The organism is Vibrio sp. TMPB1044, assembly GCF_030442075.1.
GTDB classification, from domain to species: Bacteria; Pseudomonadota; Gammaproteobacteria; order Enterobacterales; family Vibrionaceae; genus Vibrio; species Vibrio satsumensis.
In genome coordinates this window covers 26,571-41,644 of the sequence record NZ_JAUJED010000015.1, presented here as the reverse complement: position 1 = coordinate 41,644, position 15,074 = coordinate 26,571, and the positions used below count along the sequence as shown (strand labels likewise).

Below are 15,074 nucleotides of genomic sequence, written 5' to 3'. Positions count from 1 at the left end.
TCTATAAAAGGAAGTTTTAGATTGGTAGAACAAAAAGACAGCTGGCTAGGTTGTGTTGAGTGGTTGTGTGAGCATTTTAATGTGCGTAGCCACCCGTCCAAAATAGTGTCTGGCCTACCTTTAGACCAAGGAAGGCTTAATGAGTCCCTTTTCCCAAGAGCGATTGAGAAATCAGGCTTGACTCTGAGTCATGTAAAAAAAGAGTTGCTGACTCAATGTCAGTTTCCGGTTGTTGCTGTGAAATCAGCGACAGGAGCTCCCGTAGTTGTTACTCAAGGCGCTAGTGATGACTTTGATGTTTTAGATTGTGAAAGTGATTCTAGTCAGACTATCTCGCTAAAAGAGTTGGTCGCACAAGTCGAGCCTTATGTTTGGCAAGTTGGCGCTCAAGCTCTCGATGATGCTCGTGTTCAATCGCACGAACGCAGTGACAGTAAATCCAACACGCGCTGGTTATGGCGTGTCGTCAAAGAAGTGAAACCTTGGTATCGAGACCTGTTTATCGCTTCGTTCTTGATCAACGTATTGGCGCTAGTCGTTCCGCTCTTTACCATGAACGTGTACGACCGTGTGGTACCAAACCAAGCGTTTAACACGCTTTGGGTACTGGCCGCAGGCGTTGGTATTGTCGTTGTTTTTGATTGGGTATTGAGAAGCTCACGAAGCTCTGTGACTGATATGGCGGGGCGCTATATAGACAACAAGCTGTCTTCTCAGTTGTTCTCAAAAGTTCTCGGAATGAAACTCGAAAACCGACCACAATCGGTGGGTGCATTCGCAAGGCAGCTTCAAGACTTCGATAGCGTAAAAGATTTCTTCACTTCCATATCTTTGGTCACGTTAGTCGACTTACCGTTCACCTTGTTGTTCCTGTTTCTTATCGGTTGGCTCGGTGGCGCGATGATGTTCATCCCAGTCGCAATCATGTTGGTATTGATTGTCCTGAGCATTGCGATGAAAGGTAAAGTCGAGAAAACATTTGATGAAACCGCACGTTTGTCGACACAAAGACAAGCACAGCTGTTTGATTGCTTAACAACCCTTCCGGATATCAAGCAAAACAATGCTGAGGGTCTTACCCAGAAGCGTTGGGAACAGACTATTTCATCGCTATCCCAATGGCAGACTCAATCTCGACACTACTCCAATATCGTGACGCACTCTATTCAGTCGAGTCAACAGATTGTCACCATCACTTTGATTATCTTCGGTGTGTATCAGATCTCTGAAGGGCTACTCAGCATGGGGGGGTTAATTGCAGTGGTGATGCTGAGTGGGCGAGCAGCGAGTTCAGTGAATCAGCTTTCTCTTCTATTACTGAGGTTTCAACAAACCCGTTCGGCAGTCGAAGGCTTGAACCAGATAATGGAACTGCCTCAGGAAGAGTCGAAACATCAGGTGATAGACAAGGGGGATTTTGACGGTGGGGTAAGGCTTGATGAAGTGACGTTCACTTACCCAGAAACTCAAAGCCCTGCATTGAAGGATATCTCACTGGAGATAAAGCCCGGTGAACGAGTTGGCCTTGTTGGTGCGGCAGGCGCGGGCAAAACAACCCTACTATCGATTGTTGCTCGCCAGTATATGCCAACAACAGGACAAGCTTTCTATCAAGAGATTGATGGGCAATTATGGCCAACCAGTGTTCTGCGTAGTGGTATGGGCTGGGTGGGGCAAACCACCAATCTTATTTTTGGCAGTGTTTACGACAACGTTACGCTTGGTGCGACCAATGTTGATGAAGTAAAACTAAGACAAGCGCTTCAACAGTCGGGTTTGAACGGCTATATGGGGCGTTTGAGCAATGGTCTTGAGACACCAGTTGGCGAAGGTGGCCGATTACTTTCAGGAGGCCAACGCCAAGCTGTCGCCATTGCAAGAGCACTATACCGTTGTCCAAAGTTATTGATCATGGATGAACCAACCAGCGCGTTAGATAACCAAGCTGAGATACAGTTCTTCAATGCACTGCAAAGTATGCCGAGAGAAACTTCTATGCTGATCAGTTCGCACAAATCTTCATTCTTAATGATGTGTGACCGCGTGATCGTTTTAGATAAAGGTCAAATCGTGGCGGAAGGTGCGCCTAAAGATATTCTCTCGCTTCAGAAGAAAAGTGTACCCAAAGGGGCGAGTCGTTTTAAGACGGTATCTGTAGTGAAGGGAGGCCGTCATGAGTAACGATATTCAGTGGACCAACAACCACTTAGCATTCCGCTCTCGAAAGCTGATTTGGCTAAGTGCACTGTTGATTGTGTCGATCATTGGCTGGGCGACGTGGGCAACTCTCGAAGAAGTGGTGATTGGTGAGGGCAAGGTGGTGCCTAGCCTTTCAGTACAGACGATTCAGAGCTTAGAAGGGGGCTTGGTTCAAGAGATCATAGTGCGACAAGGCCAATCTGTTGTGAAAGGGCAACCTCTCGCTAAGTTAGAAGACACACGCTTTAAGGCGGCGTTTTTAGAGTCGGCTCAACAAGCGGATACCTTGCTTGCTCAGCAATTAAGATTAAAGGCGGAGCTGTCGACGGTCGTTTTAAATAACGATGCAAAAGAGTGGTATGAGCGAGTAGTCTTAGTACCGCAAAATATCATTGTTGATGTATCAAGCCACCCTGCGTTAATGAATGCCAAGGCGAACTATCGAGAGCGTTTAGGACAGTTGAAATCTGAACTTGAAGAGGCGGCACTTCGTATCGAACAACAAGACCAGGCTCGAGTCGACACGCTTAATAATATTCAGACGTTAGAGAGCAGCCTAGATATTGTAATTCGAGAGCGCAACATGTTGAAAGACGTGGTTGCGAGTGGTGCTGTAGCAGAAGTTGAACTGCTGAAACTGAACCGTGATGTGGTCAAACTCAAAGGTGATATTGCTAGCTCAAAAGTAGCAGCGCAGAAGCAGATAGCCGCCTACTCAGAGTCGATAGCGGATCATCGAAGCATTGCCTTAGATTTTCGTACCAAAGTACAAGGTCAGTTGAATGAAGTGGCGAGCAAGATAGCACAGCTGAACGAAAGCCAGCAGGCAATTGCCGACCAACTCAAGCGTACCGAAATTGTTGCGCCTGTTGATGGCACAGTCAAAGAGATCTTTGTGCGTACCATTGGTGGTGTTGTTCGTCCCGGCGAGCCGATCATTGAGATTATCCCGTCAAACAGTGACCTGATTGTTGAAGCGAGAATCTCTCCACAAGATATCGCGTTTGTTCATAAGGGGCTGGGCGCGACAGTGAAATTTACGGCCTATGATTTCGTCATTTATGGCGGACTTAAAGGCGAGGTGATTTACGTGAGTGCCGACGCCTTACAAACGGAAGACGGCAACGCCTATTATCGCGCCCATATTCAGTTAAACGAAGACCAGCAACAAAACTCTGCCTTTAGCATTATCCCAGGGATGCAAGTCGCGGTTGATATATTGACCGGAGAGAAAACAGTATTGAGTTATTGGTTAAAACCTATTTTACGAGCTAAGGAAAACTCACTTCGCGAACGATGAAGTGCGTTAAGCATAAATATAAAAGGAAGTGTAATGCATTCAAAATTCTTACTCTCTTCTTGCTTACTAATGAGTGGGCTGTCTCAAGCAGCTTCATTAGAAGAGTCCGTGGCCTTTGCCATCGACTATAGTCCTGAGATATTGGCGCAATACTCCCGATATCAATCGGTGATAAGAGACGGTGACGCGGCGAGTGGTTTGTATATGCCGCAAGTTAATTTGTACGCAGCAGCAGGTTATGAAGAGACGCGCTACAACAGTGGTAGCAAACTCGACACTGATGATCGAGGCCTAACGCGAACGGAAATTGGCGTTAAAGTTTCTCAGTTACTATTCGATGGTTTTAAAACGACGTCGAATGTCGATCGACTGACGTTCGAAGCTGAAGCTGAACGATTAACCCTGATTTCTCGCGCTGAAAACGTATCGTTAGATGTAGTGAGAAATTATCTTGATATCCTTAAAGCAGAGACGCTGCTTGAGTTGTCTAAGCGCAACGTAAAAGAGCACCAAGAAATCTATCAAGATATCCAAGATAAAAAGAGCAAAGGCTTGAGTAGTAACTCGGATTTGGCTCAGATCTCCGCCCGTGTTGCCACAGCACAGTCCTCACTTATTGCCGCTCAGAACAACCTTTTTGATTTGCAAACACAGTACCTACGCTTGGTTGGTAAACCTGCGGTGAACTTGGTTTATCCTCGTTTTGATTACGCTTTATTGCCAAGCTCAGCACAAGTCGCACTTGAACAGGCTGTCGAGAATCACCCAGAAATCAAGGCATCTTTGCTTGATATCGACGCGGCTCGTAAAGAGATGCGCCGTGAGAAGGGAGATTACTACCCAGAGCTTAAACTTGAGCTTCATGCTAACAAGAATGACAACGTATCTAACCCTCCAGGTGGTGTCGATGAAGATGCTCGACTGATGTTGACGATGGATTATGACCTGTTTAATGGCTTCTCTACCGATTCCAGAGTTGAATCATCGGCTTGGCGAGTTGAAGAAGCAAGAGCGATACGACTACGAACGGAGCGTGAGGTTAGAGAAGGTACACAACTGGCTTGGAACGCATACAAAATGCTAGAACAGCAAAAATCCCTACTTCAACAGAACGTTGATGCAGCGAAAATTGCAGAGCTCGGCTATATCCAACAATTTAATGTTGGTAGACGAAGCCTACTCGATGTACTTGATGCGAAGGTCGAGGTGTTCTTGGCTCGAAGAAACTTCATTAGCACTGAATATGATCAAACGTTAGCGGCTTATCGAGTATTGAATGCGATGGGCATGTTGACGTATGCGTTAAGGATTGAACATCCAGAAGAGTGGCAAGGGGAGAACAAGTAATGAGACATTTTAAACTAGCGCTACTTAGCTCTATCTTGCTGATGGGATGTGCAGAAACGCCTGATACGACCATGACACGCCATCAAATTGATGACTTAGCGGATAATGACCGCGATGGTGTGATTAATCAGCGAGATCTTTGTGCCGATACGCCAGAAGGTGTAGCGGTAGACATTAAAGGGTGTGCCAATTGGAAAATTGTCGAAGACGTTGAAGTATTAAGCGTGGCATTTGATTTTGATAAGTATGACCTTAAACCTGATCATACGGCTGTATTAAATGAGTTGGTGCGTTTACTAGGAGAGCAACCTGACGCCTCGGTTACCTTGGTAGGTGATACCAGTTCTGAAGGTACAAACGTTTATAACAAAGCACTGGCCAAGAAAAGAACTGGCGTGATTCGAGACGCATTGATTGACAGAGGCGTTGATGGTGAGCGTATTTTCGAACAAGAGTTTACTCAGATCACTAGCCTAACTCAGCATCTTCACAAACGTAAGCGCAGAACGATTGCGGTGATTAAAACAGAAAGCATGGAAGTGAATCCATCTTGGAACATCTTCACTTCAGAAATGCAGCTCGATAGTAATAGCGATGTTGAGTCTAAAACGTCGATTGATCCAGTAGGAGGCCAGTAATGAAACGTCTATCTAATAAATCGGGCTTGCTGCTTGCTGCTGTACCTGCGTTGCTATCTGCATCGACATTAGCTAATGATGTCAGTGACATTGGTTTGGTCGCGATTGAGCCTAATATGCAGGGACTTGTTGAAGACCTGCTTGAGAGCCAAGAGATCGACTTAGAAATCTTGTTGAGTGACAGCGTCCCAGAACAGATGATCATGCAGCGCTCGCGTGTTGGTATCACTTCCAAAAAATGGACTGACAAAGAGATGGCTAGGTTTGACATGCGCTACGGTTATAGACCGACAGAGCTGATGTTTACCGCTGACGTGATTGCGATTCTGGCCAATGAGGAAAACCCTGCTACATCGATCACTGTTGCTGAACTCATCGATGTGTTTGGGTGTTCTAACGATCCTAAACACCCGAAATGGTTGGCTAGTAGTGATGCTCGTAATGGTGAAAGCCTAGATGCTCACATGTTGCCTTTCGCCATTGATCATAACCTGAAGGGGCACACCACCTTCTCAAGTTGGGTTGAGTGTGAAACGGACGGGGAATACGCTCATACTCAATTTTTAGCGGATTTACCGCATCTTATAAATAAGATTGAAGATGAAGAAGCTGCTATTGGTTACACCGTATACTCTGATAAAATTTCTGATGTGAAATGGTTGAGTGTTGTCGATAACTTAGGGGTTAATTACGACCTTAACAAAGAGACAATCCTCTCTGGGCGTTACCCGTTAGCGACTGTGTACTACATGTACTTGAACATCCCTGCACACCGTAAAGGGTTTACTGAGCAAGAGAAGTTCTTTATTGGTCTAACGCTTTCTGAAGACCATCAAGAGGTACTAAATCAGTACGGTTTCATCAGCTTACCACCAGAAGCGATTCAACGTAACAAAGTGAGATTGTCGCTTGAAGAACCTGCAATTGAAGGTGGATATAAATAATGGGTACGTCATGCTGTAATGTTACTGGCGGAGTGATATCCTTACTTTCGTAATGGTTCTCAACGTGACGGATTACGTTATTCGGTGATGAATTTATCTGCGGGCATGTATGCCCGTTTTTTTTCGCCTAAAGTTTGTGACTCGAGCAGTTGTTTGTCGATTGGTCACGTATAATGGATACTTCATATAGCGCTAAATAAGCCCAGTCGATGAAAATCTTTCAAGTTCTAATCTTGCCTTTAATGCTGTCCCTTAATGCTTTTGCATTTTCCGCACAAGCAACCGAAAGCTGGTGGCTAAGAACAGTATTTAACAGCAGCTCAAGCCTGCCTAATTCTCAAAACTATATTAACGATATCGACTTGATGGATTGTGGTGAGACCGAAGGCACTTTGTTGTGTAGTGACTTAACCCAATATTACGATCTGGACGTTTATGTTGAACTGGAGTTGGGGGACTCAAGCGTTGAAACAGTGCGCTTAAACCTGCCATATTCGAACCTAAGTTACACAAAGCTTCAGGCGTACCTTCGCCAAGATGGCTTTGCTCTCAGTTCAATTCGTATTGGCGAAGATGAATTCGATGTTACTGCTCAACTCGAACGAGCTCGAAATGAAGGTGTTGGTTTCGATAAGGTGGATAAACACCTGGTCGAATTTATCAACGCGCCACACGGTTCATCAGAGCAAATTAGTGTATGGAACGTCCCTAACTCAGCGTCTGCTAGTTTGTCTTCTCCTTGGATTCAGTTACATAGTGATGGTGACAACTTAACGGTTGAACTTAATCGCTTTTAATTGCTCAAATTTATAGATAGTTTCGTTATTTATTAGGCTAAACAAGCCTTTCAGGAGAACGGCTCGCGGGCAGACGGCAAGTTATAATTCATTTAAGTGTTCGTTTTTCTGCGGCTCTCACATTTTTAGTAAGCGTTTGCCTTTGCCATTTGTTATACGTTGAGCCTTCGGTAAAACGAGCTTAGGATACGTTCAGTATTGATAAAGGAGACAACCCATGGTTGCAAAAGTAACGATAGCGCCACAAGGCCCAGAACTTTCTGAGTTGGTGCAAGGATACTGGCGTATAGCAGAATGGGGTATGACCCCGCAACAACGCCTGACTTTCCTGAAGCAACACATTGATCTTGGTATCACAACGGTTGATCACGCGGATATTTACGGTAACTACCAATGTGAAAAGTTATTCGGTGAGGCATTGGCGCTTGAACCAAGCCTTCGTGATGATATTCAAATCGTCACCAAGTGCGATATTAATCTATGTGGTGACCACACTCCTGATCGTAAGATCAATCACTATGACACCAGCGCACACCATATTTACCAATCGGTAAATAATTCTCTAGAGCGTTTGGGTGTAACCGAACTCGATGTATTATTGATTCACCGCCCAGACGTATTGATGGATGCAGATGAAGTAGCAGAAGCGTTCGCAGAGCTACACAAAGTAGGTAAAGTTAAGCACTTCGGTGTTTCTAACTTTTCACCGCGTCAGTTCGAACTGCTTCAATCTCGCCTTGGTAAGCCGTTAGTGACCAACCAAGTTGAAATCAACCCATTGAACTTCGAAGTGGCTCATGATGGCACACTAGATCAACTGCAGATGAACCGCATTCGCCCGATGGCGTGGTCTTGTCTTGGTGGTGGTAGTATCTTCAGTGGTGACTCAACACAAGCGATTCGTGTTCGTGATGAGCTAGAAGCAATTCGTCAAGAAGTGAGTGCAGACAGCATTGATCAAGTGATCTACGCATGGGTACGCCGTTTACCATCTAACCCAATTGCCATTATTGGCTCAGGTAAGATTGAACGTGTGAAGACGGCTGTTGATGCGCTGAAAATCGAACTGACTCGCGAGCAATGGTATCGCGTATGGGTTGCATCCAAAGGCCACGGTGTGCCTTAGAAAGCAATTCGTATAGAAGCAAAAGCCAGCTAAGAAAGCTGGCTTTTTTGTGCTCGCCTAACATGTTTCTTCAAAACTGTGATTAAGGTGGAATAATTTTCAAAAACACTCATAATGCACTCTGTTTTTCACCAGTTGGATATTTCCATTGAGCACTTCAAAATTCTCTTCAATCGCCCTTAAGCCAGAGCTTCTAAATACGTTGGATTCTCTTGGTTATACTGAAATGACGCCGATCCAAGCGTTAAGTCTTCCTACTATCCTAAATGGCAAGGACGTTATCGGTCAGGGTAAAACGGGTTCAGGTAAAACAGCTGCTTTCGGTTTAGGCGTGCTGCAGAACCTACGCGTTAAGCGTTTCCGTGTTCAGTCTTTAGTGTTATGTCCGACTCGTGAGCTTGCAGACCAAGTAGCAAAAGAGATTCGTACTCTTGCTCGCGGTATTCACAATATTAAAGTGCTGACACTTTGTGGCGGTATGCCAATGGGCCCACAGATTGGTTCACTAGAGCATGGCGCACACATTCTTGTGGGCACACCTGGTCGTATTCTTGATCACCTAGAGAAAGGTCGTATTGATCTGTCTGAGCTGAACACACTTGTGTTAGATGAAGCTGACCGCATGCTAGAAATGGGCTTCCAAGACGCTTTGGATGCAGTGATTGAAGCAGCTCCAAAAGAACGCCAAACTCTGCTATTCAGTGCTACTTTCCCTAAACAAATCAAGTCTGTTGCAGACCGCATCATGCGTAACCCAGAAATGGTGAAGGTTGAATCAACACACGATCACTCAAGCATCCAACAACACTTCTACAAGTTAGAAGGCTCTGAAGCTCGTGATGACGCTCTAGAGTTGTTGTTACTTCATCACCAACCGGAATCTGCGGTTGTGTTCTGTAACACTAAGAAAGAAGTGCAAAACGTAAACGATGAGCTAAGTCACCGCGGTTTCAGTGTAATTGAGCTTCATGGCGACATGGAACAGCGTGAACGTGACCAAGCTTTGGTTCAGTTCTCAAACAAAACGATCTCGATTCTAGTAGCGACAGACGTTGCGGCTCGTGGTCTTGATGTTGATAACCTAGACGCAGTATTCAACTTTGAATTGTCTCGCGACCCTGAAGTTCACGTACACCGCATTGGTCGTACTGGCCGTGCAGGAAGCAAAGGCGTCGCTATCAGCTTCTTTAGCGAGAAAGAGATGTACCGTGTTGCTCAAATTGATGAGTACATGGATATGCCGATTGAGCCATCTGAGCTTCCAGCAAAACCTATTGCTAAGCCGTACTATTCAAACATGGTAACCATTCAGATTGATGGCGGTAAGAAAGCTAAGCTTCGAGCTGGTGATATTCTTGGTGCATTGACTGGTCAAGGTGGTATTGATGGTAAATCAGTAGGTAAGATCAACTTGTTCGCAATGCGCGCCTATGTTGCTGTAGAACGCTCTGTTGCTAAGAAAGCACTGAACAAGATCGAATCAGGTAAAATGAAGGGTCGTCAATTCCGCGCCCGAATCCTGAAGTAATTCGAGACTGAACCCCTTTGCTGCGATATGTCTAATTAATGGCATTGCAGTAAAGGGTGTTCAACAAAATGTCACTCAAGCTTCTTCTCTTAGGTTTATTGACCTAGTCCTCTATACTAAAGCATTATTCATCGGGTCTTATCGAATAAAGATCGTTGATATGTTTTCCTTCGCTAACATACCAATTCATCGCTTCCTGTCGATTGTGAACGAATATCGTGATTGTGGTTATTGAACCATCGTCAAAATAACAAAGCTCATATTCTAAATCGCTTGGGTGCTCAGGAATAGCGGCCATAGCTTGCCTCCCAAATAATCAATCATTTGAAAATACGCTGACCCGATTCTTTTATAGGGTCCGCACTACGTCAAATGAGTAATAAAAATCAAGTTATATCACTGCCGTTAATTATTTTTAGTTTAATCATTTGCCTAAATAGACGGTTTAGCAAGGTGAAGTCTCAATTTATCTTAAAGTTTTTACGATCAGCTGCTTTTATAGCTAATGTTATAAGATCAAGAGTGAATCTGATAAGGCTGTTTACAGGTTCGCTGATCAGTAAAGGGTTGTGAGAGGGTGTAATGAGAAAATGCCGTTGGTTAGTGATATTGGTGTGCTTTCTATTTGCTGGGTGTGGGACAAAATTCGCCTATAACAATATCAGTTGGTTTGCGGTGAGTTATATCGAAGACTTTGTTTCGTTATCTAATAGTCAAGAGTCCGAGCTAGAAGCACGTCTAGACTCATTGCAAGTCTGGCATAAAGAAACTCAACTTCCTCTATATATTTCGCAATTAGAAGTGATTCAAAGTATTGCTCGTGCCGATATGAATTCTGCCTTTATCGTTGACCAGAGCGAACAAATTAAAAATCATATTCGCGCTATCGTTAATAAGTTTGCCCCCGATGTTTACGCGTTAAGTATGCAACTGAGCCCTAAGCAAGATAGTGAGTTCTTACAAAACTTTAGAGAAAAGCAGCAAGACTATTACGAAGAAAGGTTGTCGTTGAATGACGAAGATTCCAGAGATCGATATCGAAATCGAATAGAAGAGAGGCTAGAACGATGGCTAGGATCGGTATCGAAAGAACAAAAACAGATTATTTTCACTTGGTCTCAAGAATGGGTAAATACCAACGATAGCTGGCGTCAATATCAAAATAATACCTACCAAGATCTCACAACACTGATGGGAAAGAAGAGTGATCTACATATCGCTCAGCCAATTATTATGAACTTGCTTCTGAATAATGAAGCTTATTATCCAGATGAATTGGAATCTAAGCTTAATAAAAATATGCAGACATCAGCCAAATTCTTGGTGGATATCGCCGCAATCAGTAGTGATAAGCAATGGTCTTATTTCATGAATGAATTAGAGAGTCTCAAATCTACACTGGTGACACTGCAGGAGTAGGGGACAAGTAAGTTTCGTTAATAACTAAAAAGGCTGATCGCGTTAAACTAATCAGCCTTTCAAACATTATCGTATGGTAAGGGTTTTAACCTCGATTACTCATCAACAGCTTTGCAATAGAGCCTTTAGCGGTCTTAGATATTTTCTGCATCAGTTGAAAGCTCGGTTGTTGAATACCGTGGTCGCTTTGTAGTTCATCAATCATCAATAACCACAGTCTAGCTGTCATTTCTGAATCGGCTAACGCTCTGTGGAAAGTACCGTCGTTGTCGATATTCTTGAAACGCACAAGGTCGCCTAACTTATGAGTCGGTGCGTCTTGAATTAGACGACGAGCAATCAGCATTGAGCATGCAAATTGTCCATTGTAATCGCGACCAATATTATCTAACTCTGCATCAAGAAAGCGCTTATCAAATGAGGCATTGTGAGCGACAAGTTGGCTGTCTTGAATGAAGTCTGCAAACTCATCCATCACTTCACTGCAACTGGCCGCTGTACTTAACATACGGTTACTGATTCCGGTATAACCTTCAATGAATCCACTAACACGAAACCCTGGGTTCATGAGTTGTTGGAAGGTGTCGACGACTTCGCCGTTAACGAGTTTCACCGCACCGATTTCAATCGCTCGGTCACCCATATTTGGTGATAAGCCTGTGGTTTCGAAATCGAGAACGATAACGGAGTCTGCGGAGTGTGTAGCCATCGTGTTTCCTAATTACTATTGGTTATATCGCTTTATATGAGGCGTTTGGTTCTGCTATCAGTGAAGCTATTGTGTGTTACTGCTGATAGTGAGCTCAGTGTAACCCGTCGTATCATCATGCTCTCTGCTGAAGGTCAAAGTCTCGTAGCGATGAACGATCAATTCAGCTGTGGTTGCGATAATCGTCCCTTCAAGCAAATGCCCGCCAATCACATCACCATTCTCATCAGCAACGGATATATGAACGTGCTGGTGGTTAGGCGTTAGCGTTGCCATTACAGATACGATTTCGAACGGAGCTTGAACTAGCTTGGTGTTGTTGGCATTAGCTAAGCGAATATTGAGTTGAGAAACACACCCGACACAAGATGCGATAGAGCCTGCCGAGATATTGTGCGCTGTCACTAGCCTCTGGATCTCAAGTTTTAGGTCTTGTCCTCGGGTTAATCTCGTTGCGATAGGAGTAATCATCTCAATACCTCGGTTTTATCTGTGTATCAAAGAACAAAACGAAGCCACATGGGGCTTCGTTTAAGTTATACGTCGGCTAACACGTTATCGCTGCTAGTTAAGCTTTGATAGTTTACTTGCCTTCTTTCTCTTGCTGTTCTCTTTTCTTCTTAGGAACGAAATTCAGCACTGAAATCGGTACTTCTTTACGCGGCTCGAAACCTTCCACTACACGACGCTCAATCAGGTGACCAAGGCGCTTTTCAATAATGCACAGGTTTTTGAAGTTGTCTTTTGATAGGAAAGAGATCGCTTCACCAGATGCATCAGCACGGCCAGTACGACCAATACGGTGAACGTAGTCGTCTGCTGGGAAAGGCAGGTCGTAGTTCACTACGCGGCTTAGATTATCGATATCAATACCACGAGCAGCAACGCCAGTCGCTACCAAGTATTTTAGGCGACCTTTCTTGAAGTCAGCCAAGATCTTTTCACGGATCGCTTGGCTGCGTCCACTGTGGAAAGCTTCAGCCTGAATGCCACGTTTCTCTAGTTGAGCAACCAACTTAGCCGCACCGTGCTTGGTTTCGATAAAGATTAGCGCTTGATCCCAATTACCTTCGGTAATCATGTGGCTCAACAGTGCTGACTTACGATCTTTATCTACCGTTACCAACCATTGCTCAATGTTCGCTTTAGACGCATCAGTTTTGGCAATTGAAATCTCTTCTGCTTCGCTGATAGCACTTTTCGCTAGCGCACGAACTGGCGTTGAAAGCGTTGCTGAGAACAGTAGGTTTTGGATGTCTTGTGGTAAACGCGCAATGATCTTGTTGATGTCTTCAATGAAACCCATGTCTAGCATGCGGTCTGCTTCATCAAGAACCAAAACTTCAACTTCATCAAAGTGAACGGCACGTTGTCCGTACATGTCGATCAAACGGCCAGGTGTTGCCACAAGAATATCGACGCCTTCAATAAGACGATCTTTCTGGTGCTGGTAAGACACGCCACCGTACATCGCTAGTGATGTTAGGTTTAGGAACTTGGCGTACTTAGTGATGTTTTGCTCAACCTGAACAGCCAGCTCACGAGTCGGTGTCAGAATCACGGCGCGAATACGTTTTTTACGCTGCGTTTCACCTTTGCTTAGCATTTCTAAGATAGGGAGAACAAAGCTCGCAGTTTTACCTGTACCTGTTTGTGCTGCCGCAATAAGGTTCTTACCAGAAAGTACAATTGGAATTGCTTTTTCTTGAATCGAAGTTGGCTTTTCATAGCCTTGTTTTGCAACGGCTTTAACAATAGGTGAGCTTAATCCAAGCTTGGAAAATGGCATAAGTTTCTCGGTATGATTTGGCTAAATAGCGATGGAAAGGTTCAATAATCTTATACAAGGATAAGATTAATGGCGGCATTCTACCATGTTGCTTGTGTACTACTAGGGCATGTTGATCTTTCGAGCTGATTTTTGCAGTGAGTTGCTGGGTATTTATACAAGGCAGAGGCACCGATGTGTAGCTAGCCTACATGAGAAGCCGATAACGCAGTAGAAATGACCAGCAAACGCTGCCCGAAGGGTTCGGCTAAAAGCGTTTTACTCTTTGTTGGGGGAGATTTGCTTAGAATGACTAGGCTACTTCCCCCTCGCCGCGATTAAAACGCTTTTATCTCGAACAAAATTTAACCACGAAAGGTCAACACGCCCTAGAAACATAGACACTTTAGTTGGATAATACTGACTCAATAAGACGACGATAAGACAGGGAAGTATGGAAATTACGCCGAATGAACGCGAAGCAGTATATAAAACGATTTTTTCTCGCCGAGATGTTCGTGGACAGTTTCTCCCTGATGAGATCCCAGAAGACGTTCTGATGCGTGTGTTAACCGCCGCGCACCATGCGCCTAGTGTCGGTTTTATGCAGCCTTGGGACTTTGTCATTGTTCGTGATATCGAAACTAAGCAACAAATTAAAGCGGGCTTCAATCAAGCGCATGCTGAATCGGCAGAAATGTTTACCGATGAAAAACAGGCGATGTATAAACGCTTAAAGTTGGAAGGTATCGTTGAATCACCTATCGGTATCTGTGTAACTTGCGACCGTAATCGAACCGGAAAGGTTGTGCTAGGTAGAACCATCAAACAAGAGATGGACTTATACAGCACAGTCTGTGCGGTTCAAAACTTGTGGCTGGCGGCAAGGGCAGAAAATCTAGGGTTAGGCTGGGTGAGTATTCTCCACGATTCAGTACTGCGAGACGCACTCGATATCCCGGAAAACATCGATATTGTGGCCTACCTGTGTATTGGCTACGTTGATCATTTCAAAGATAAACCAGAACTTGAAACCATGGGGTGGCTACCAAGAAGAGACGTCAACTCAGCGATTAATGAAGGCAAGTGGAATGCAGAGCAAATAACGAATTCAGTGGAGGATTAATCTCCCATTTATTTTTATCACTGAATATGCACCATCATTGATTATTTTGTTTGCTAAAAGAGGTGTTTATAAATTAAGTTGGATCTTGATATTATTTATATCAACAGTTTCATAAAGCATATTCCAACTTGAACGAGTAAATAGACCTCCCATTTGGGTTACAGCTATTTTCG

The 15,074-nt window shown here is 44.3% G+C and carries 14 protein-coding genes; 10 read left to right on the top strand and 4 right to left on the bottom strand.

Going from position 1 to position 15,074, the window contains the following annotated elements:
• Positions 1-21: 21 nt before the first annotated feature.
• From QQ041_RS09640 to dbpA, 8 genes are all read left to right on the top strand, one after another.
• Complete coding sequence (locus QQ041_RS09640; RefSeq protein ID WP_285953751.1) at positions 22-2,181, top strand: type I secretion system permease/ATPase; 2,160 nt, start codon at positions 22-24, stop codon at positions 2,179-2,181.
• Positions 2,174-3,499, top strand: a complete 1,326-nt coding sequence (locus QQ041_RS09635) for an HlyD family type I secretion periplasmic adaptor subunit (RefSeq protein ID WP_146490895.1) — start codon at positions 2,174-2,176, stop codon at positions 3,497-3,499. Before QQ041_RS09640 ends, QQ041_RS09635 begins: the two co-directional genes overlap by 8 nt.
• A gap of 33 nt (positions 3,500-3,532) precedes the next feature.
• Positions 3,533-4,846: a TolC family outer membrane protein gene (locus tag QQ041_RS09630; RefSeq protein WP_285953750.1), complete on the top strand. Its 1,314-nt coding sequence runs from the start codon at positions 3,533-3,535 to the stop codon at positions 4,844-4,846.
• Positions 4,846-5,484: an OmpA family protein gene (locus QQ041_RS09625; protein ID WP_061016517.1), complete on the top strand. Its 639-nt coding sequence runs from the start codon at positions 4,846-4,848 to the stop codon at positions 5,482-5,484. The genes QQ041_RS09630 and QQ041_RS09625 overlap by 1 nt, the downstream gene beginning before the upstream one ends.
• Complete coding sequence (locus QQ041_RS09620; protein ID WP_146490892.1) at positions 5,484-6,428, top strand: PstS family phosphate ABC transporter substrate-binding protein; 945 nt, start codon at positions 5,484-5,486, stop codon at positions 6,426-6,428. Before QQ041_RS09625 ends, QQ041_RS09620 begins: the two co-directional genes overlap by 1 nt.
• 209 nt (positions 6,429-6,637) lie before the next feature.
• Positions 6,638-7,225: a hypothetical protein gene (locus QQ041_RS09615; protein ID WP_285953749.1), complete on the top strand. Its 588-nt coding sequence runs from the start codon at positions 6,638-6,640 to the stop codon at positions 7,223-7,225.
• 217 nt (positions 7,226-7,442) lie between these two features.
• Positions 7,443-8,351 carry an aldo/keto reductase family oxidoreductase gene (locus QQ041_RS09610; protein ID WP_285953748.1) on the top strand — a complete coding sequence of 303 codons (909 nt, stop codon included), beginning with the start codon at positions 7,443-7,445 and terminating at the stop codon, positions 8,349-8,351.
• Between the two features lie 148 nt (positions 8,352-8,499).
• Positions 8,500-9,879 carry an ATP-dependent RNA helicase DbpA gene (gene dbpA, locus QQ041_RS09605; RefSeq protein ID WP_017064348.1) on the top strand — a complete coding sequence of 460 codons (1,380 nt, stop codon included), beginning with the start codon at positions 8,500-8,502 and terminating at the stop codon, positions 9,877-9,879.
• Between the two features lie 124 nt (positions 9,880-10,003).
• Here the strand turns inward: dbpA and QQ041_RS09600 are convergent, their stop codons facing one another.
• Positions 10,004-10,177, bottom strand: a complete 174-nt coding sequence (locus tag QQ041_RS09600; protein ID WP_017630126.1) for a hypothetical protein — start codon at positions 10,175-10,177, stop codon at positions 10,004-10,006.
• A 284-nt stretch (positions 10,178-10,461) separates the two neighbouring features.
• Here QQ041_RS09600 and QQ041_RS09595 point away from each other — a divergent pair, with 284 nt between their 5' ends.
• Positions 10,462-11,298, top strand: coding sequence for a DUF6279 family lipoprotein (locus QQ041_RS09595; RefSeq protein WP_285953747.1), 837 nt, complete (start codon positions 10,462-10,464; stop codon positions 11,296-11,298).
• 85 nt (positions 11,299-11,383) lie between these two features.
• Here QQ041_RS09595 and QQ041_RS09590 read toward each other — a convergent pair whose 3' ends face one another.
• The 3 genes from QQ041_RS09590 to QQ041_RS09580 form a co-directional block, all read right to left on the bottom strand.
• A complete protein-coding gene (locus tag QQ041_RS09590; RefSeq protein ID WP_285953746.1) occupies positions 11,384-12,007 on the bottom strand; it encodes a PolC-type DNA polymerase III in 624 nt (207 codons plus the stop codon).
• Positions 12,008-12,073: 66 nt separating this feature from the next.
• Positions 12,074-12,478, bottom strand: a complete 405-nt coding sequence (locus QQ041_RS09585) for a PPC domain-containing DNA-binding protein (protein ID WP_285953745.1) — start codon at positions 12,476-12,478, stop codon at positions 12,074-12,076.
• A 112-nt stretch (positions 12,479-12,590) separates the two neighbouring features.
• Entirely contained in the window at positions 12,591-13,796 is a 1,206-nt protein-coding gene (locus QQ041_RS09580; RefSeq protein ID WP_017630130.1) for a DEAD/DEAH box helicase, read from the bottom strand.
• 433 nt (positions 13,797-14,229) lie between these two features.
• Here QQ041_RS09580 and bluB point away from each other — a divergent pair, with 433 nt between their 5' ends.
• Positions 14,230-14,901, top strand: coding sequence for a 5,6-dimethylbenzimidazole synthase (gene bluB, locus QQ041_RS09575; protein ID WP_285953744.1), 672 nt, complete (start codon positions 14,230-14,232; stop codon positions 14,899-14,901).
• Positions 14,902-15,074 lie beyond the last annotated feature (173 nt).

Excerpts from the sequence above, each read along its gene's own strand:
- QQ041_RS09635 (WP_146490895.1), top strand. The coding sequence starts at position 2,174 with ATGAGTAACGATATTCAGTGGACCAACAACCACTTAGCATTCCGCTCT.
- QQ041_RS09630 (WP_285953750.1), top strand. The coding sequence starts at position 3,533 with ATGCATTCAAAATTCTTACTCTCTTCTTGCTTACTAATGAGTGGGCTG.
- QQ041_RS09625 (WP_061016517.1), top strand. The coding sequence starts at position 4,846 with ATGAGACATTTTAAACTAGCGCTACTTAGCTCTATCTTGCTGATGGGA.
- QQ041_RS09620 (WP_146490892.1), top strand. The coding sequence starts at position 5,484 with ATGAAACGTCTATCTAATAAATCGGGCTTGCTGCTTGCTGCTGTACCT.
- QQ041_RS09615 (WP_285953749.1), top strand. The coding sequence starts at position 6,638 with ATGAAAATCTTTCAAGTTCTAATCTTGCCTTTAATGCTGTCCCTTAAT.
- QQ041_RS09610 (WP_285953748.1), top strand. The coding sequence starts at position 7,443 with ATGGTTGCAAAAGTAACGATAGCGCCACAAGGCCCAGAACTTTCTGAG.
- QQ041_RS09600 (WP_017630126.1), bottom strand. The coding sequence starts at position 10,177 with ATGGCCGCTATTCCTGAGCACCCAAGCGATTTAGAATATGAGCTTTGT.
- QQ041_RS09595 (WP_285953747.1), top strand. The coding sequence starts at position 10,462 with ATGAGAAAATGCCGTTGGTTAGTGATATTGGTGTGCTTTCTATTTGCT.
- QQ041_RS09590 (WP_285953746.1), bottom strand. The coding sequence starts at position 12,007 with ATGGCTACACACTCCGCAGACTCCGTTATCGTTCTCGATTTCGAAACC.
- QQ041_RS09585 (WP_285953745.1), bottom strand. The coding sequence starts at position 12,478 with ATGATTACTCCTATCGCAACGAGATTAACCCGAGGACAAGACCTAAAA.
- QQ041_RS09580 (WP_017630130.1), bottom strand. The coding sequence starts at position 13,796 with ATGCCATTTTCCAAGCTTGGATTAAGCTCACCTATTGTTAAAGCCGTT.
- bluB (WP_285953744.1), top strand. The coding sequence starts at position 14,230 with ATGGAAATTACGCCGAATGAACGCGAAGCAGTATATAAAACGATTTTT.